The following is a 15744-nucleotide window of genomic DNA, read 5'->3' as shown; positions in this document are numbered from 1 at the left end:
TTAAAATTGATTGCGCTGAACTCGTCATTCAGTGCAGCTAAAACGAGGGAATAGCAAGTGGCCCAAACCTTATATGATAAAATTTGGCAAGCCCATGTGGTCGCCAGTATTAATGATCAAACCGATTTACTGTATATCGACCGTCATTTAGTTCACGAAGTAACATCACCACAAGCGTTTGCAGGTCTGCGTGAGAAAAACCGCAAAGTGCGTTGCCCAGAAAAAACCTTTGCAACCATGGATCATAACGTTTCAACAAAAAGCCGTTCGTTAGATGCTGCAAGCGAAGTGTCTAAAAACCAGTTAATGGCACTGGATGCAAACTGTAAAGAGTTTGGTATTCAACTTTATGATTTAAATTCGATTAATCAAGGTATTGTGCATGTAATGGGGCCTGAGCAGGGCATTACCTTACCGGGTACGACCATTGTTTGTGGTGACAGTCATACTTCAACCCATGGTGCGTTTGGTGCACTTGCGCACGGTATTGGTACCTCAGAGGTCGAGCACGTATTAGCAACCCAAACCTTACAGCAGAAAAAAGCCAAGTCGTTAAAAATTCAAATTAATGGTCGTTTACGCCCAACAGTCACAGCGAAAGACCTAATTATGGCGGTCATTGGTAAGCTAGGGACCGCGGGTGGCACTGGGTATGTAGCTGAATTTTGTGGTGAAGGCATTGAAGCACTGTCAATGGAAGCACGCATGACGCTGTGTAACATGAGCATTGAAATGGGCGCAAAAGCCGGTTTAATTGCACCTGATCAAACTACCTATGATTACTTAAAAGGTCGCCCATTTGCACCAAAAGGCGATGACTTTGACGCAGCAGTTGCCTATTGGCAAACACTAAAAACGGACGAAGGCGCGCAGTTTGACCATGTTGTTGAATTACAAGCAGCCGACATTCAACCGCAAATTACTTGGGGCACCAGCCCTGAACAAGTTATTGGCGTAGATGAGTGTATTCCAGACCCAGACCAAGAGCCTGATTTAATAAAAGCCGATGCGATTCGCAGCGCACTGAAATACATGGGTTTAAAGGCGGGTGACAAGCTGTCTTCAGCAACGGTTGATACGGTATTTATTGGTTCATGTACTAATAGTCGTATTGAAGACTTACGTGCCGCTGCACAGATTGTTGAAGGTAAGCAAGTTGCAGCCGGTGTAGAGGCATTGATTGTTCCAGGCTCTGGCCTTGTTAAAAAGCAAGCAGAAGACGAAGGACTTGCTGATATCTTTAAGGCAGCAGGGTTTGAATGGCGTGAGCCGGGGTGTTCAATGTGTTTAGCAATGAATGACGACCGATTAGAAGCAGGTAAACGCTGTGCATCGACCTCAAATCGTAACTTTGAAGGACGCCAAGGTCGCGGTGGGCGCACTCACTTAGTTAGCCCAGCAATGGCTGCGGCAGCTGCAATTCATGGTCGTTTTGTTGATATCAGAGGAGAAGCCTAATGAGCGTATTTTTTAGTGGCTTAATGGCCCCGTTAGATAAAAACAATGTAGATACTGACCAAATTATTCCAAAGCAGTTTTTAACTTCGACAAGTCGTGATGGCTTTGATGCGGCGCTTTTTTATGATTGGCGTTACTTAGATAATGGCGAGCCAAACCCCGAGTTTATTTTGAATCGCCCTTGTTACCAAGGTGCGCAAATTCTTTTAACTCGCGACAACTTTGGTTGTGGTTCATCGCGTGAGCATGCGCCATGGGCATTAAAGCAATATGGTTTTGAAGTCATTTTAGCGGAAAGCTTTGCAGATATTTTCTTTAATAACTGCGGCAATAACCAAATGCTTGCTATCGCATTACCGGCAGAAACACTTGAGCAATTATTTGTACTGAGTGAACAGTATGATGATATTCATATTGAGGTTGATTTAGAAAATCAGCAACTTCGTAGCGATAAATTTGAGACCATTCATTTTGATATTCGTCATGACATTAAAGAACGTTTATTAAGTGGCCTAGATTTTATCGGAGTAACCGAGACGCTTAACGGCCAAATAGATGCTTTTGAAAAGCAACTTGCAGCCACGAGACCTTGGCAATAAACGTGTATTACATGTGGAACCTAAACGCGGCGTAAGCCGCGTTTTTATTTATTACTTATCGTGATTGCTTTCTTTGTCATGTATAAATCGCTAATCTAAAACACGTATTTTTTATTTAAGGAACACACCATGAAATATTTAGTGGCATCAATGCTAGTGACAGCATCATCAGTGGCAATTGCACGCCCAGCGCCGTTAGTGTCAATACCGAGCCATGATGGCTTTTTTAATAATATTGCAGCGCATTGTGGCAAAGCGTATGAGGGAAAAGTTACGGTTGATAATGCCACTGGGCCAAGCTCATTTGCAGGTAAAAAGCTTATTATGCATGTGCGCCACTGTAACGAGCGTGAGTTGCAAGTACCATTTCATGTTGGTGATGATGCGTCGCGTACATGGATCATAACTAAAACGGGCAGTGGTTTGAGTTTAAAGCACGACCATCGCCATAAAGATGGCAGCGATGATGCGTCTACAATGTATGGCGGTCATACTGTTGATGCTGGCTTTGTGAATGCTCAGTCATTTCCTGCAGATCAATATTCAAAAGAGTTGTTTGCAAGCCAAGGTATTCCGCAGTCGATGGGGAATACGTGGCAAATGTATATTTACCCAAAACAATTCACCTACCGTTTAGTGCGTGAGGGTCGTGAGTTTCGTGTTGACTTTGACTTAACAAAACCGATTACACCTCCAAACGCTCCGTGGGGCTACACTGATTAACTAGCTCCAAGTAAACTCAAGAAGTTGGCGTTAATAGTAGCCGCTGGATACCGACTTATTATCCAGCCTTTTGGTTAATTAGCGTCGTCTTCACATTGCAATACTACGGTTAAAGGTGGCTGGTAGGCACGTGGTTTCGTAGGAAAGCGCTCGTACTCTTGTACGCCATCAGTCACTCTTAACATAAAAGGTTTGTCCTTACATAACCGGCTAGCATGACGCAGTAAAAAGACGCTTTGATTTTTGAAATGTGGGTAATCATCAGATTGAATTTCAAGATGATAACGACCATCTGCCAATTTGGTTTGATAGTAATGGACTTTCTCATCAAAGTCGTAGAGTTTCTCGGTTTCGCCTTTTGCGGCCTGGGCAGCACTGCACCCCGCAATCAATATCATCGCGCTGAACAGTAGTGCTTGTGTACTTCTAACTCCACTCATAAACACTTAACTCCATGTGATTAATGCGTTAATTCATCGCATCGTTGAACCATGAATTAGCATCCATAGTCAAACTAAGGTAACGTTACATCTATACGTAGTTTAACACCCAAAAGGGACAATGTGATGCTCAGTAAAATAAAACAGCTCTTTTCAGCAATGGACAACAGCCAATCTAACATTAGCGAACATGACCTCAAAACGGCTGTTGCTGCACTATTAATTGAGGTGATGCGCGCTGACAATGAGTTACAAGATGATGAGCAACAGGTACTGAACAACACCTTAAAGAAATACTTTTCTTTATCAGACGAAGAAGTGCTGGAGCTTGTAGAAGGTGCGTCGAAAAACTTAGATGAAGCGATTGATTACTTCCAATTTTCTAAGCAAATTAACGCTCAGTGCAGTGCCGAGCAGCGCATCGATATCATCGAGCTGTTATGGCGTTTAGCGTACGCTGATGGCGAACTTGATAAACATGAAGAATTAGTTATTCGCCGTGTCGCGAGTCTTCTGTATGTGACTCATGAAGACTTCATCGCTGCAAAATTAGCAGCGACAAAGTTGAGTTAAACGCTTACTTATTTAATTTACTGGCGACACTGACAAGCTGCTGTGCAAGGCTGGCAACTTGTTCGGCGGTATCGGCATCGTTAATGCGGCCTTGTTCATCTAATTTCGTGTGGATAGCGGGCACTGCAAGTTGGTCAGCTAATACTAGGCTACCGATGCCGGATAAAATATCGCGTACATGATTTAAACCACGTAGGCCGCCTAAACCACCAGGTGATGACGCAAACAGTGCCGTTACTTTGTTACGAAATGCAGGCACTGCACCTTGCTCAGTTCGCGAAGCCCAGTCGATGGCATTCTTTAAAGGTGCTGTAATAGAGCCATTATATTCTGGGCTTGCTAATAAAATACCGTCGGCAGCACGTAGTTTATCTTTTAAACGTTGTGCACCTGCAGGTGTACCCTGTGCTTCTATATCTTCATCGAATAGTGGTAAGTCTAAATCGCTTAGTTTAAGCACTTCTACTTCAGCACCGCTTTCAAGGGCGAAGCGTGCTGCTTCATTAATTAGTTTTTGATTAAAGCTGTCTTTACGTAAGCTGCCTGCGAGGGCAATGATTTTTGGTGCTGTCATGATGGCTTCCTTTTAAGCTTCACGGTTGATATCTTAACTTTAGCAAAAAACAGCTTGCAGAAAAGCCAAATAAACGCAAAACTTATGTGCATATACGCACACAAGAGGGCGCTATGGCAATTCAATTTGATGATTGGCAAGATGTAAAAGTTGCTTATGAAGTCGCACGACTAGGTACATTAACTGCCGCGGCAGAATCTTTGGGTGTTCATCACAGCACGGTACTCAGAAGGGTTAATAACTTAGAAGAGAATCTTGATGCACGCTTATTTCATCGCCATGCGCGTGGTTACACCGTGACAGAAATAGGTGCAAAGCTCTTTGCGACAGCGAAAGCGATTAATGCAGAGCTCGAAAAGCTACACAACGATATTATTGCTGCCGACAGTCAACTGCGTGGCAGTTTATTACTGACAACGGTCAGTGGTTTCATTGATGTATTAAGTGAAGTATGCGAACAGTTTCAGAGCCTACACCCGCAAGTACGGCTTGAAGTGATCCTTGACCAAAACCGATTACGTCTTGACCATGGTCAAGCTCATATTGCTGTACGTGCAGGCCCTCGCCCTGATGAAGGAGATTATATTGCTCAGCATTTGGCTGAGTTATCGTCCGGGTTTTATGCGTCAAAAAGCTACATTGAAAAATATGGTTTGCCGAAAACCTTACAGCAGTTAGAGCAGCATAGTTTTGTGTCGGGTGTAGCTGGTTACAACGCTAAAGTGCCTTATTTTGCTTGGGTTGATGAGCACATAGCACCCGCACAAATCAAGCTTAGAGTATCAGAAACATCAGAAGCAACGCGTGCTATTGTTAGGGGGCTGGGCATTGGTGGTTTACAGCATGAGGTCGCAGATCAATACCCAGATTTAGTGCCTGTGCTTGCAAAAGAACTCGTTTGGCCGACCGACCTCTGGTTGGTAACACATCACTTGGTGCACCGCACCGCGAAAGTACAGGCGTTTAGCCAGCTACTAAAAGCCTATTTTAAAAAATTAAAAAACTAGAGCGACTTTTTTACGTTAATACCCAAACGTTTGGCCAGCCTCACAAGGTTGGCCCTGTCGACTTTAAGCGTGCGGGCAGTGGCTGCCCAGTTTAAGTTGTGCTGTTCTAGTTGCTGCATAATCATCTGATAACTAAACGCATCGGTAGCTTCTTTTAATGACAGCGAGGATGTATTGGTATTGATAAGCTGAGTCGTTGTGTGCGTGTTTGTAGCACGTTTTTCTATATCACAGTGCTGTGGTTCAATGGTGATGATTTTCTGTTGCCATTGTTGTTGTTTGGCTTTCAAAGCAGCTCTACTTATCACGTGTTCAAGCTCTCTCACATTACCAGGCCAATCATATTGGCGTAGCAATATTTGCGTATCGATACTCAGTTTTAGCTGTTTTATAGCAAGTTTGCGCGCAGTTTGCTCAACAAAAAAGCCAGCCAAAAGAATCACATCATTTTCGCGCTCTTTTAGTGCGGGTACGTTAAGTGGGTAAACGCGCAGCCTATGATAAAGATCTGCGCGAAAACGTCCTTCAGCAACTTCTTGTTTTAAATCGCGATTTGTTGCTGCAATAACGCGTACATCAACGTAACGACTTTGATCTTCACCCACGGTTTGCACTTCGCCACTTTGCAGTACGCGCAACAACTTACTTTGCATTGCTAAGGGTAATTCACCAATTTCATCAAGAAAAAGTGTTCCGCCATCAGCGAGTTGAAATTTACCTTGGCGAGTTGAATGGGCGCCAGTAAATGCGCCTTTGCTGTGCCCAAAAAATTCACTTTCTGCCAGATTCTCAGGTAACGAAGCACAATTAAGGTGGATTAAGGGTTGTTCTCGTCGCTTCGAATTGAGATGAATATTACGTGCAACAAGCTCTTTCCCGACTCCAGTATCGCCTTGTATCAGTACGCTAAACTCCGATGCAGCCACTAATTGAATATCATTTTTTAGTATTTGCATACAGTGGCTATTACCAATTATTTCAACACCTTCTCGGGTTAAAGCCTCAAGATTAAGTTGCTGAGCTAGTTGGTGATTGTGCTGTGCATGTTGCTGGTAATGTTGCACTGTAAGGAGGGTTTCAACATGTGCTGCGACTAATTGCATAAGCTGTGTGAGCTGAGTATGGGGGACATCATCAAAAGCATATTCGTTGAGGCTATCAAAGGTTAAAACAGCCAGTAATTGTGAATCTTGCTGTTGACTGTAAAGGGGCAGCCCCATGCATGCATGTACAGGAAAATCCCCCTCACGACTTTGTAATAAACCATCATAAGGGTCAGGAAGCTCACACTCTTTAGCAAACTTGAGCGGTTGGGTGCTTCTGCAAATTTCAAATAAACGAGGGTGCTCGTTTATCTCAAAGCGTCTGCCAAGAGTGTCTTGAGACAAGCCGCGCTGGGCGACGGGTTTTAACGTTTCGCCCTGCTTAATAAGTAGGGCAACGGCATCACAGTGTATCCATTCACTTATACAGCTTAGTAGATCGCTAAAGTCGTTTTTGTTTGGATTTACGTGGGCAAGTGCCAATGCAATATCGAGGATGCTTTTTTGGCTTGTCATGTCAAATTGACCTAAATGTGTTCTTTTGTCTTTTATAATGGTGAGTCATTATGACACATAAGGCAATGATTTGTTTTTAATTGATTGAAAATTAATGGTTTTTATTTTTGGCGTGAACTGTGCAATAAGCTGACTAATTCAGGCAAATAAGGGTTGCAATGAAAGTCATTAATTTAACAGAGCCAATGCCAAAAAAAATCCATGTTTATCAGCTAAGTAAATGGCCAGTATGGGGATTAGCATTTAGACCTTTCTTTTTAGGGGCTGGTATTTTGGCTGTTTTATCTATGAGCTACTGGCTGCTAATTCTGAGTGGCTATGCAAGTTGGCAGTTAACAATGCCTGCTACGCTGTGGCATGCCCATGAAATGCTATTTGGGTTTGCAGGGGTCGTTGCTATGGGATTCTTACTGACCGCAGCGCAAACGTGGACAGGTGTGCCAAGTGTTAGCGGTATTAAATTGTGTTTACTTAGTGTGACTTGGGTTATCGCACGCGGCAGTTTCTTTGTTGACGTAAATGGTATTAGTCAACTTAACCTTTACTTGGTAGGGGGATTTCAGCTTGTGTGGTGGTTGGCTGGTATTGCTATTTTGACTGATATGCTCTTACAGGCTAAAAGCCGTCATAATTATTTGTTCATTTTTATTACCGCCATGCTATGCGCGTGCAATATGATTTTCCTCAGTTTGGTCGTTTTGCAAAAGTTTTCCTTTGCGCTAAGTATTGTTGATACCGCCGTTTTACTCATGGTGTTATTGGTGGGGGTTGTTGCGGGGCGTGTTGTGCCTTTTTTTACCGCACGCGGTCTTAATATTACTGAACAAGTGCGCAGCCCTAAGCTTGATAAGCTACTGCTATTCAGTTCGTTATTTGCCATTGCTTGGTATTTCTTAAGCCAGTTATTTTTTAACACATTGAGTGTTGGCTGGGTATTCGCATGGCTAGCTACCTTGCATTTTTATCGCAGTATTTTGTGGTGGCATGCAGGTGTATTAAAAGTGCCTTTATTGTGGTCTCTGCATTTTGCTTATTGGGCACTGGCAATAGGTTTAGCGTTAATCGCTGTTAGCTTTTACAGCCCACTCATACTCTTTAAAGATGCGTTGCATCTTGTCACTGTTGGCACGATTGGCTTAATGATTCTTGCCATGATGGTGCGTGTATCGCATGGCCATACAAGTCGTCCTTTACAGGTGCCTGTACTCGTGAATGTCGCCTTTATGCTTATTGCAGGAGCTGCCATTGTCCGTGCTCTGCTCCCCGCTATTTTAAACCATCACCTTGCGTGGCAATTAAGTGCATTGCTATGGGTGCTGGGTTTTATTTTATTTTTATTTCATTGTGCGCCCATTTTACTTAAACGTCGTGTTGATGGCCGTCCAGGTTAACTACTCTTGAATAGGAAAAAATATGTTATCTGAAAAAACGATCCAGGTTGTAAAAAGTACACTGCCTTTGCTTGCAGAAGCAGGTCCGCAAGTTACTGAGTACTTTTATGATCGTATGTTTAGTTATAATCCTGAGCTAAAAAATATTTTTAATATGACCCATCAAAAATCAGGGCATCAGCAATTTGCATTATTCAATGCGTTAGCTGCTTATGCTGCAAATATTGATAATCTTGAGGTCTTAAAAAGTGCGTTAGCGCGTATTAACCATAAACACACGAGTTACCATATTTTGCCAGAACACTACTCGATTGTTGGTGGGCATTTAATTGCGACCTTAAAAGAGTTATTGCCAGAGCAATTTACCCCTGAGGTTGAATATGCGTGGCGTGAAGCATATGCATTGCTTGCCGATGTATGCATTACAGAAGAAATGGCGCTATATCAAAAAACTAAACAAGCTAAAGGGGGCTGGTTTGGTACTCGTTTGTTTACGATCACTAAAAAACACGTTGAGTCAGATTCTATTACCAGCTTTACCCTCACTCCTTGTGATGGAAAGCCCGTTGTGTCGCACTTACCTGGTCAATACTTAGGTATAAAAGTCCACTCTAAAAAGACTGAGAATACTCAAATTCGCCAGTACTCTATCTCACAAAAAAGTAACGGTGAAAACTATCGGATCAGTGTGAAGCGAGAAGGACTGGTTTCTAATTATTTACATAGTTTAGATGAGGGCGAGCACATAGAGGTCTACCCACCCGCGGGTGATTTTGTTTTACGTGAAAGTAACAGCCCTGTGGTATTCATTTCTGCAGGGGTTGGTCAAACACCCTTGTTGGCCATGCTGCAAAGCTTACTTGACAAGCAACCTAGTCAGCCTATCCATTATTTACATGCCTGTGATAACGCTGCGCAATATGCATTTAAAGATTATTTGCTGTCAGAAGTTAATACACACCAAGGGCTGAGTTGTTTTACATGGTTTAAAGAAGGAGCCGGAGCCGATTTTACTGGTTTGATGGATGTTGCTTTACTGGCTGAAAAGTTACCGCTTAGCGATGGCGCGTTTTATATCTGTGGACCCATTGCTTTTATGGCTTTGATTAAACAGCAACTTGTTAATTTAGGTGTGGCAGCCGAGCGTATTCATTACGAAGTGTTTGGTCCTCATCAAAGCCTATAATAGCGATATCTGACAAGGGTTAATTATTGACAATTGCATGGATAGCAACGCTATTCATCAGAAGCACTAGAAAATGAAAGGCGCAGTAACATACTGCGCCTTTTTTGCTATTTGACTTCGCATTCCACATTGGGCAGTGGAATACGCAACTCTTTTTTAGGGTAGTAAAGTACGCATTGATCAGCGGCTTTTTGCAATATGAACTTTTCAGATGGAATGCTATGTGCCCCCATAATTGGCATACCATCTGGACCTTTACTGGTGCCGTGATCAATCAATAGTTCTGCGCTTTTTGTAAACACATCATCAGCGAGCGTTACTAAGCTACCACCTTTGGCTGACTGAATCGCTTGTTGCAACTGAGTGATGACACCTGGGTTGACTCGCGTTAGTGTGGCATTTTGTGGTTGTTCGGCTTGGGTACTTTTACACGCCACTAAGCTTGTTAACATAGCGACAGCCAGCACATGTTTTTTACTCATTGCTCTTTCCTTTCGCTGAAACTGGACGAGTTAAATCCATGTTTTCTCTGTAAATAGGACGATTTGGTGAAAGCGATAACCCAGTCTCTTGTTCTGCTTGTGATGCAAAGTTTAGCTGTTTAGTTGCTGATGCTTGCGCCACAACAGGACAGCTATCATTTTCAATATGATAAAGAGCGGCCGCGAGGAGTCCTTCTTGTTGGTCGCCTAAAGAGTGATCAAAGTCATCAGCAACGACACATCCTTTCACATCAGCTGCAAATTGTGGTGTTGGTGTTGGGTTTAAGCCATCGGCGTATTCACCAAAACCTTTAAAGTTGGCACCGGTAAACTGAATGGTGTAATACGTCGTGGCGCAGTTATGCGTTGGGGTAAAGCCATAGGGTTTACCACAGGTTTTACCACCAATTAAAATAACTTCAGCATCAATGCCTTTTAAGCCATTTATAAAAGCTTCTGAGGCAGAACAAGTACTTTCAGTGCTCAGTACATAGACTTTTGCTAAGTTAAGATCTGGCAGGGTATTATTAGTTACCTCAAAAGTTGAGTAGTCCACTTCAATATCAACGAACGGAAATGGGTTTTCAACAGGTTGTTTGTCGTTTTTAATGGTTTGATAGTAATAGTAACCTTGAGTATTAGCAGGGCCTGCGACCATATAAGCAAGCTGCGATGACAGCGCTAACAAGCCGCCACGGTTATATCTAAAGTCGATTACGAGTTCATCAATATTGTCGGCTTTAAACTGATTGACCGCATCAATAAGTCCTTGCTGAGCAATACTAATATGGCTATTAAATTGCATGTAGCCAACTTTGAAACCGTTTTCGGTAGTGATGGTGCCAACGTTTTGCACCGGCGTTTGGGTGATATTTCCGGCGACGATATTAATCGACTTTTCAGTGCCATCATTGCTGCGCAACTTAAAGTTGTGAGATTCGCCAGCTGTTGGACTAAAAAGTACTTCGTTTAATGTATCGACGCCTGCTGCGGTATTGCTATCAATGCTTACATTGTCAACCGATAGAATAGTATCGCCGCGCTGTAAACCTGCTTTAGCGGCTGGCGAATCATCTTCTAGATAAGCAACGCGCAACTCACGCGGAGGAGTATTCTTAATAAATGCCCAGTTAATTCCGTAGCCAGATACGACACCTGATTGCGCTTCTTTAAAGTAATCTTCGGTCGGTTCGCTAAAGTGGAAGTTATCTTTGTTAGCACCTGAGTCTGTTTTTTGGAACGTTTTTAACTGTGCAAAATAAGCGGCCACTGAATTAAAGTTATCTGGGTTATTATCTTCAATTTCATCGTACCAAAGGTAAGTTTCATTGCTCCAAGAGCGTAACCACATTTTCTCTGTAAATTCAGAGCCTGCTTTATCTGGGTATGGTTGGTTATTGTTGTAAGGATCAGTGCCCGTGCGTGGTATTGCACATTGGTCTTTAAATTCACTCGATGAGGCAAAAGTACCCGCAGTCCATGTTGGTCCAGAATTTGTTGGGGGTGGTGTAGGCGTGCTTGTATCTGGGTTGGTTGGCGTTGATGAACCTCCGCCACCACAGCCAGATAAAGAGAGGCCTGACACTGCAAAAAAGATTGCTACTGCGAGTTTGTTATTTTTAAACATTTGTTTACTTTCCTGTAAATAATTGTTTAAAAAGTATCAACAAGAAAGAGGCAAGGCAATAGAGTACGGTTGTAGTTTTGTAAACAGGTGTACAAATTTTACAGTGCTTTTCTATTGCTTATTTCGGCTATCTCGAGTTTTTGCCATGACTCAAACAAGGTGCGTTGCTTATCTGATATTTTTAAGTCATAGGTTTTTTGCATATAAAAATAGGTGTCTGCTATACGTTTTCTTGCATAAAGTGGTGGTTCGAATACGCGCTGTTTAAAATCTATTTTCACAGGGCATGCGCCGTAGTTGGCGCTGCTGGTTGTAACCATTCCATAGCGGAAATTTGAGCGGTCGGCATTTATTTCACCAATTGCAGGGGCTAGATTATGGATGTCAGCCTCCATTTTACGAAACTTTTCACTGACTTTTCGGCAGTTTTTACGCCCGCCATTTTGCCAACATTGTAATTGGTGCCCAAACTCCCACGCAGGGACTATATGTTCCCATTCAATTCGTTTCGCGCGTGCATTTTCTTTACCAGAGCGAGTGATTTCGTTACGTGGTATGTACCCGCAGACGCTCGGGTCGGGCACCAGTTTTTTTCCTTGGCGTTTAATATCACACCCGCAATATAAGCTTTTAGCATTTTCGGGTAAGGTTTTAATAAGGTATTTTTTGGCGCTAGAAAAGTTTGAAAACTGTTCCGCAGACGCCGTAAAGCATAACAACAGGCATAAAGTTGCTGATAAAAGTAAACGCATATCCATCACATAAGTGAACTACTGGAAACACTATTGTAAAACGCAGAGCTGAAAAGAAAAAGAGCACGCGCCAAAAGTAAACTATAGTCATTAATAAATACAGTCTATGGGAGTTGAACAATGCGGTTAGGTGCGTTTTCTGTAAGTTTAAATGTACAAGATATCCATGCTTCAAAGCTATTTTACGAGAAGTTGGGGTTTACTCCGTTTGCGGGTGAGATAGAGCATAATTGGTTGATTATGAAAAACGGTGAACATTTAATAGGTTTGTTTCAGGGGATGTTTGATAAAACCATGCTGACTTTTAACCCCGGCTGGGACCAAAGTGCGAGACCTTTAAGTGAGTTTAGTGCTTATGATGAACTAGAGGCGCACTTTAAACAACAGGGGCTGGCGGTACAAAAGGTCGGTGATGCCAGTTTTATTGTCACCGACCCTGATGGTAACCCTATTTTGATTGATCAGCACGTGTAATCGGTTTACGGCGTCTGATACGGACATTTTGTAGTAATAAAATAATGCCCGTAATACAAAATAATACGCTACTTGCGGCAAAGCTAATTAGTAATGGGTTGTTGAAATTTTCTCGTTCATCATAATCCATGATATGCAGCATCCAGAAAAAGTCAAAAATGCGCCACAAAGTGCTACGAACAGTAATGACTTTACCGGAGTCGCCTTCTAAATAAACGGTTGTATTTAACCAATCGTTATAGCTCACTTGCCACACATTGGAGCGGTGACCGACTTCTCTCGCTCCTTTTTCTAGTAACTGCGCACCCGCGACATCCGCCTTGATGAGTAAGTGTGCATTGGCATTGGCAATAATTTCAGTTTTAGTTGGTGTGCTCATAGCACGACCTGATTGACCGTCAAAGTTAAACACGCCTTTATTAGTCGTCACTTCGATGATGGGAGTGGTTAAAAAATGACGGTATTGAATGCTATCAATTTGCTGAAATTGTTTGGTTATTTGGTCAAGAGAAGCGGGGTAATCATGCAAGGTAAATGGATTATCTAAGCTACGATTGGCTAAATGTTTACCATGTACTTTTTGAAGGGGTATTGAGCTCATTACTAAGCCCCCTAATAACCAAAAAAAGAGTTGTATGGCGAGTAAGTAACCCAGCCACTTATGCCCTTTACGGGCATATTTAAATACGCGCTTATTCATTGATTACCTCTTATTATTTTTTTATTGGGCAGCGGTATAGACAGAGCGACTCAACGCTCTTGCAGCATTTACTGTATTCTAAATTTGGTTTATGTACAAAACTGAGTTAAAGTTTCAGAGATATCAATAGAGGGTAAAAACGAGAGTATGTCGGAAATTCAATTTTTAAATGTAGATCTGGAACTTGAATCAAAACACGATATTAGTGCGCTGGTAGCTGATTTAAAGAAAAACGCCATGGTTTTACATTACGACCAAGATGAATACCGTCAATTAGCACGTATTGAAGCCGCGGCTGATATCGGCACACCAGATAAAGCTATCAACCAATTATGTGAACTTATAGAGTCGTGCTCACGCAATGCATTAAAGCAATGGTTGTCTTGCTCAAAGCGTACTTTCGATATTGGGTTTGAGTCGGGTGACTCACCTAAATGTTTTAATCAAGCCCTGCACGCAGACACCTTATTACGTATTTCAGCGATTGGCGCAGGGCTCGAAATTACTATTTATCCTGTTGAGCGTTAATCACTAACGCTTGACTACCGCTGCGGTCATTCGTGATACGCAGCATAGTTCACCTGCCGCATTCGTTATTTTAATTTCCCATACAGATGTTCGCTTACCTAAGTGCAGTGGCTTTGCCGTGGCTGTTAAGAGGCCTTTTCGAGAGGCTTTAATGTGATTGGCATTTATTTCTTGGCCAACAGCATAATATGCGGTGAAGTCGACCACAAAATTGGCTGCATAACTTGCTACAGTCTCTGCTAAAACAACATTAGCACCACCATGGACCATCCCCATAGGGTTATGATGCTCTGGAATAGCGGGCATAGTGGCCACTAAATAATCGTCGCCGATTTCGGTTATTTCAATGCCCATTGTTTTCATTAATGTGCCTTGCCCAGTAATACCCTGTTCGAGTTCTTTACATAATTCGAGGGTGAATGGTTGATACCAAATGCTCATTGTGTTTCCTTCGCAAACTAACTTCTTAAGTGAAATATCGGTATACAATATGGTATCTATCCCCACCGTTCAATGCTTGTTTTTTATCATGAGAGGAAGGGGAATTTAAATTTGCGATTTTCAGATAACTGTATATACTCACAGTTAAATGTACTGTATGGAAAACCAGTTGTATGCGCCCATTAACAAAACGCCAATCGCAAATTTTAGAACTTATTAAAGTATTTATTAAAGACACTGGTATGCCACCTACGCGTGCTGAAATAGCGCAAACATTGGGATTTAAAAGTGCCAATGCCGCTGAAGAGCATCTAAAAGCACTGGCAAAAAAAGGCATGATTAAAATGAAGCCTGGAGCAAGCCGAGGCATTCAATTAGTCGAAGAAGACGAGCCAGAACAGCTTGGCTTACCACTGATTGGGCGTGTTGCCGCGGGTGAACCTATTTTGGCGCAAGAGCATGTAGAAAGCCATTGTCAGGTTGACCCTGCATTGTTTAAACCCGCTGCAGACTTCTTATTGCGAGTTAACGGCATGAGTATGAAAGACATTGGCATCATGGATGGTGACTTACTGGCAGTACACAAAACGCAAGTTGCAGAAAATGGCCAAGTTGTTGTGGCACGTGTCGATGACGATGTGACTGTAAAGCGCTTAGAAAAAGCAGGACGTAAAGTATTTTTGCATGCTGAAAATGAAGAATTTGCCCCGATTGAAGTGGACTTAGAGCATGAGTCATTTAATATTGAAGGCTTAGCGGTTGGGGTTATTCGCAACGCTGATTGGATGTAGCTTTTTATATTACGCGTTAATCGTTACAAGCAGAGTAATTACTTTATCTGCTTTGCTAAACTTTTTTGAAACAACGCACCAAATTGATTCAATTTGGTGCGTTGTTTGTTTTTGACCGTTTACCTAAGATTTGTTCACCCTTACTTTCTACATAAAGCCTTATACGGCGCAGTTTTCCTTTCTTTTTAAGTTTTTATACTTGCCTTAAGTATTAATTAACGCGCTGATTATAGTTGTTATTTTTGCACCAAAATAAACATTTATTACCACAAAAACTTGCTTATTGCTCATTTTTTAACTAATTGGTTAAGTACATTGTATTAACACCTATTTACGAAAAAGACACACAACAAATGTGTAAGGGGGTTAAACAATGAGTGTGTCGTTCACTGCGTCGTGATGATACACAGACCCAAGCTGTTTGCAGATGACACATCAA

The 15744-nt window shown here is 42.3% G+C and carries 18 protein-coding genes; 10 read left to right on the top strand and 8 right to left on the bottom strand.

All coding sequences use genetic code 11. The annotated features are described in order from the left end of the window. The first annotated feature begins 57 nt into the window (after positions 1–57). The 3 genes from leuC (at position 58) to LPA49_RS14135 (ending at position 2780) form a co-directional block, all read left to right on the top strand. Positions 58–1458, top strand: coding sequence for a 3-isopropylmalate dehydratase large subunit (gene leuC, locus LPA49_RS14145; protein ID WP_036973457.1), 1401 nt, complete (start codon positions 58–60; stop codon positions 1456–1458). Then, a complete protein-coding gene (leuD, locus tag LPA49_RS14140; RefSeq protein ID WP_036973455.1) occupies positions 1458–2057 on the top strand; it encodes a 3-isopropylmalate dehydratase small subunit in 600 nt (199 codons plus the stop codon). Before leuC ends, leuD begins: the two co-directional genes overlap by 1 nt. 129 nt (positions 2058–2186) lie before the next feature. Further along, entirely contained in the window at positions 2187–2780 is a 594-nt protein-coding gene (locus LPA49_RS14135) for a hypothetical protein (RefSeq protein ID WP_036973454.1), read from the top strand. A 74-nt stretch (positions 2781–2854) separates the two neighbouring features. Here the strand turns inward: LPA49_RS14135 and LPA49_RS14130 are convergent, their stop codons facing one another. Further along, the gene (locus LPA49_RS14130) at positions 2855–3220 is read right to left on the bottom strand and encodes a hypothetical protein (RefSeq protein ID WP_065979428.1); all 366 of its coding nucleotides are present in this window, start codon (positions 3218–3220) and stop codon (positions 2855–2857) included. A gap of 126 nt (positions 3221–3346) precedes the next feature. On the opposite strand from LPA49_RS14130, the gene LPA49_RS14125 reads away from it, so the two are divergent. Further along, on the top strand, positions 3347–3793 hold the full coding sequence (locus LPA49_RS14125) for a TerB family tellurite resistance protein (protein WP_180311217.1): 447 nt from the start codon (positions 3347–3349) through the stop codon (positions 3791–3793). Between the two features lie 4 nt (positions 3794–3797). Here the strand turns inward: LPA49_RS14125 and LPA49_RS14120 are convergent, their stop codons facing one another. Continuing rightward, positions 3798–4367, bottom strand: a complete 570-nt coding sequence (locus tag LPA49_RS14120) for an NADPH-dependent FMN reductase (RefSeq protein WP_036973450.1) — start codon at positions 4365–4367, stop codon at positions 3798–3800. Between the two features lie 113 nt (positions 4368–4480). Here LPA49_RS14120 and LPA49_RS14115 point away from each other — a divergent pair, with 113 nt between their 5' ends. Continuing rightward, complete coding sequence (locus tag LPA49_RS14115; protein ID WP_036973449.1) at positions 4481–5374, top strand: LysR family transcriptional regulator; 894 nt, start codon at positions 4481–4483, stop codon at positions 5372–5374. Here LPA49_RS14115 and norR read toward each other — a convergent pair. Beyond that, positions 5371–6933, bottom strand: a complete 1563-nt coding sequence (norR, locus tag LPA49_RS14110; protein WP_230236855.1) for a nitric oxide reductase transcriptional regulator NorR — start codon at positions 6931–6933, stop codon at positions 5371–5373. The genes LPA49_RS14115 and norR overlap by 4 nt on opposite strands. Positions 6934–7091: 158 nt before the next feature. Here norR and LPA49_RS14105 point away from each other — a divergent pair, with 158 nt between their 5' ends. After that, the gene (locus tag LPA49_RS14105; protein WP_074989185.1) at positions 7092–8324 is read left to right on the top strand and encodes an NnrS family protein; all 1233 of its coding nucleotides are present in this window, start codon (positions 7092–7094) and stop codon (positions 8322–8324) included. A 22-nt stretch (positions 8325–8346) separates the two neighbouring features. Then, positions 8347–9510, top strand: a complete 1164-nt coding sequence (gene hmpA, locus LPA49_RS14100) for an NO-inducible flavohemoprotein (protein ID WP_036973442.1) — start codon at positions 8347–8349, stop codon at positions 9508–9510. 107 nt (positions 9511–9617) lie between these two features. On the opposite strand, the gene LPA49_RS14095 is transcribed toward hmpA, so the two are convergent. The 3 genes from LPA49_RS14095 to LPA49_RS14085 all read right to left on the bottom strand — a co-directional run bounded on the left by LPA49_RS14095 (position 9618) and on the right by LPA49_RS14085 (position 12371). After that, positions 9618–9992, bottom strand: coding sequence for a hypothetical protein (locus tag LPA49_RS14095; RefSeq protein WP_036973440.1), 375 nt, complete (start codon positions 9990–9992; stop codon positions 9618–9620). Next, positions 9985–11619: a S41 family peptidase gene (locus LPA49_RS14090; RefSeq protein WP_065979423.1), complete on the bottom strand. Its 1635-nt coding sequence runs from the start codon at positions 11617–11619 to the stop codon at positions 9985–9987. The genes LPA49_RS14095 and LPA49_RS14090 overlap by 8 nt, the downstream gene beginning before the upstream one ends. Positions 11620–11717: 98 nt before the next feature. Further along, positions 11718–12371 (bottom strand): endonuclease, encoded by a 654-nt coding sequence (locus LPA49_RS14085; protein ID WP_143104581.1) that lies wholly within the window; start codon positions 12369–12371, stop codon positions 11718–11720. Between the two features lie 120 nt (positions 12372–12491). Between LPA49_RS14085 and LPA49_RS14080 the strand changes: the two genes are divergently transcribed. Beyond that, entirely contained in the window at positions 12492–12845 is a 354-nt protein-coding gene (locus LPA49_RS14080; protein WP_230236852.1) for a VOC family protein, read from the top strand. Here the strand turns inward: LPA49_RS14080 and LPA49_RS14075 are convergent. Then, positions 12820–13545: a hypothetical protein gene (locus LPA49_RS14075; RefSeq protein ID WP_065979421.1), complete on the bottom strand. Its 726-nt coding sequence runs from the start codon at positions 13543–13545 to the stop codon at positions 12820–12822. The two genes, LPA49_RS14080 and LPA49_RS14075, sit on opposite strands and share 26 nt — an antisense overlap. Before the next feature lie 147 nt (positions 13546–13692). Here LPA49_RS14075 and LPA49_RS14070 point away from each other — a divergent pair, with 147 nt between their 5' ends. After that, positions 13693–14073, top strand: a complete 381-nt coding sequence (locus LPA49_RS14070; RefSeq protein ID WP_074989190.1) for a hypothetical protein — start codon at positions 13693–13695, stop codon at positions 14071–14073. Between the two features lie 3 nt (positions 14074–14076). Here the strand turns inward: LPA49_RS14070 and LPA49_RS14065 are convergent, their stop codons facing one another. After that, entirely contained in the window at positions 14077–14514 is a 438-nt protein-coding gene (locus tag LPA49_RS14065) for a PaaI family thioesterase (protein WP_036973431.1), read from the bottom strand. Between the two features lie 173 nt (positions 14515–14687). On the opposite strand from LPA49_RS14065, the gene lexA reads away from it, so the two are divergent. Then, positions 14688–15305, top strand: a complete 618-nt coding sequence (gene lexA / locus LPA49_RS14060; protein WP_036973430.1) for a transcriptional repressor LexA — start codon at positions 14688–14690, stop codon at positions 15303–15305. Positions 15306–15744: the final 439 nt, after the last annotated feature.

This window comes from Pseudoalteromonas sp. MB41 (assembly GCF_020966275.1).
Classification (GTDB): Bacteria; Pseudomonadota; Gammaproteobacteria; order Enterobacterales; family Alteromonadaceae; genus Pseudoalteromonas; species Pseudoalteromonas lipolytica.
The sequence above is the reverse complement of the archived record's forward strand: the minus strand, read 5'-3'. Positions and strand labels throughout refer to the sequence as shown.

Excerpts from the sequence above, each read along its gene's own strand:
- leuD (WP_036973455.1), top strand. The coding sequence starts at position 1,458 with ATGAGCGTATTTTTTAGTGGCTTAATGGCCCCGTTAGATAAAAACAAT.
- LPA49_RS14135 (WP_036973454.1), top strand. The coding sequence starts at position 2,187 with ATGAAATATTTAGTGGCATCAATGCTAGTGACAGCATCATCAGTGGCA.
- LPA49_RS14130 (WP_065979428.1), bottom strand. The coding sequence starts at position 3,220 with ATGAGTGGAGTTAGAAGTACACAAGCACTACTGTTCAGCGCGATGATA.
- LPA49_RS14125 (WP_180311217.1), top strand. The coding sequence starts at position 3,347 with ATGCTCAGTAAAATAAAACAGCTCTTTTCAGCAATGGACAACAGCCAA.
- LPA49_RS14120 (WP_036973450.1), bottom strand. The coding sequence starts at position 4,367 with ATGACAGCACCAAAAATCATTGCCCTCGCAGGCAGCTTACGTAAAGAC.
- LPA49_RS14115 (WP_036973449.1), top strand. The coding sequence starts at position 4,481 with ATGGCAATTCAATTTGATGATTGGCAAGATGTAAAAGTTGCTTATGAA.
- norR (WP_230236855.1), bottom strand. The coding sequence starts at position 6,933 with ATGACAAGCCAAAAAAGCATCCTCGATATTGCATTGGCACTTGCCCAC.
- LPA49_RS14105 (WP_074989185.1), top strand. The coding sequence starts at position 7,092 with ATGAAAGTCATTAATTTAACAGAGCCAATGCCAAAAAAAATCCATGTT.
- hmpA (WP_036973442.1), top strand. The coding sequence starts at position 8,347 with ATGTTATCTGAAAAAACGATCCAGGTTGTAAAAAGTACACTGCCTTTG.
- LPA49_RS14095 (WP_036973440.1), bottom strand. The coding sequence starts at position 9,992 with ATGAGTAAAAAACATGTGCTGGCTGTCGCTATGTTAACAAGCTTAGTG.
- LPA49_RS14090 (WP_065979423.1), bottom strand. The coding sequence starts at position 11,619 with ATGTTTAAAAATAACAAACTCGCAGTAGCAATCTTTTTTGCAGTGTCA.
- LPA49_RS14085 (WP_143104581.1), bottom strand. The coding sequence starts at position 12,371 with ATGCGTTTACTTTTATCAGCAACTTTATGCCTGTTGTTATGCTTTACG.
- LPA49_RS14080 (WP_230236852.1), top strand. The coding sequence starts at position 12,492 with ATGCGGTTAGGTGCGTTTTCTGTAAGTTTAAATGTACAAGATATCCAT.
- LPA49_RS14075 (WP_065979421.1), bottom strand. The coding sequence starts at position 13,545 with ATGAATAAGCGCGTATTTAAATATGCCCGTAAAGGGCATAAGTGGCTG.
- LPA49_RS14070 (WP_074989190.1), top strand. The coding sequence starts at position 13,693 with ATGTCGGAAATTCAATTTTTAAATGTAGATCTGGAACTTGAATCAAAA.
- LPA49_RS14065 (WP_036973431.1), bottom strand. The coding sequence starts at position 14,514 with ATGAGCATTTGGTATCAACCATTCACCCTCGAATTATGTAAAGAACTC.
- lexA (WP_036973430.1), top strand. The coding sequence starts at position 14,688 with ATGCGCCCATTAACAAAACGCCAATCGCAAATTTTAGAACTTATTAAA.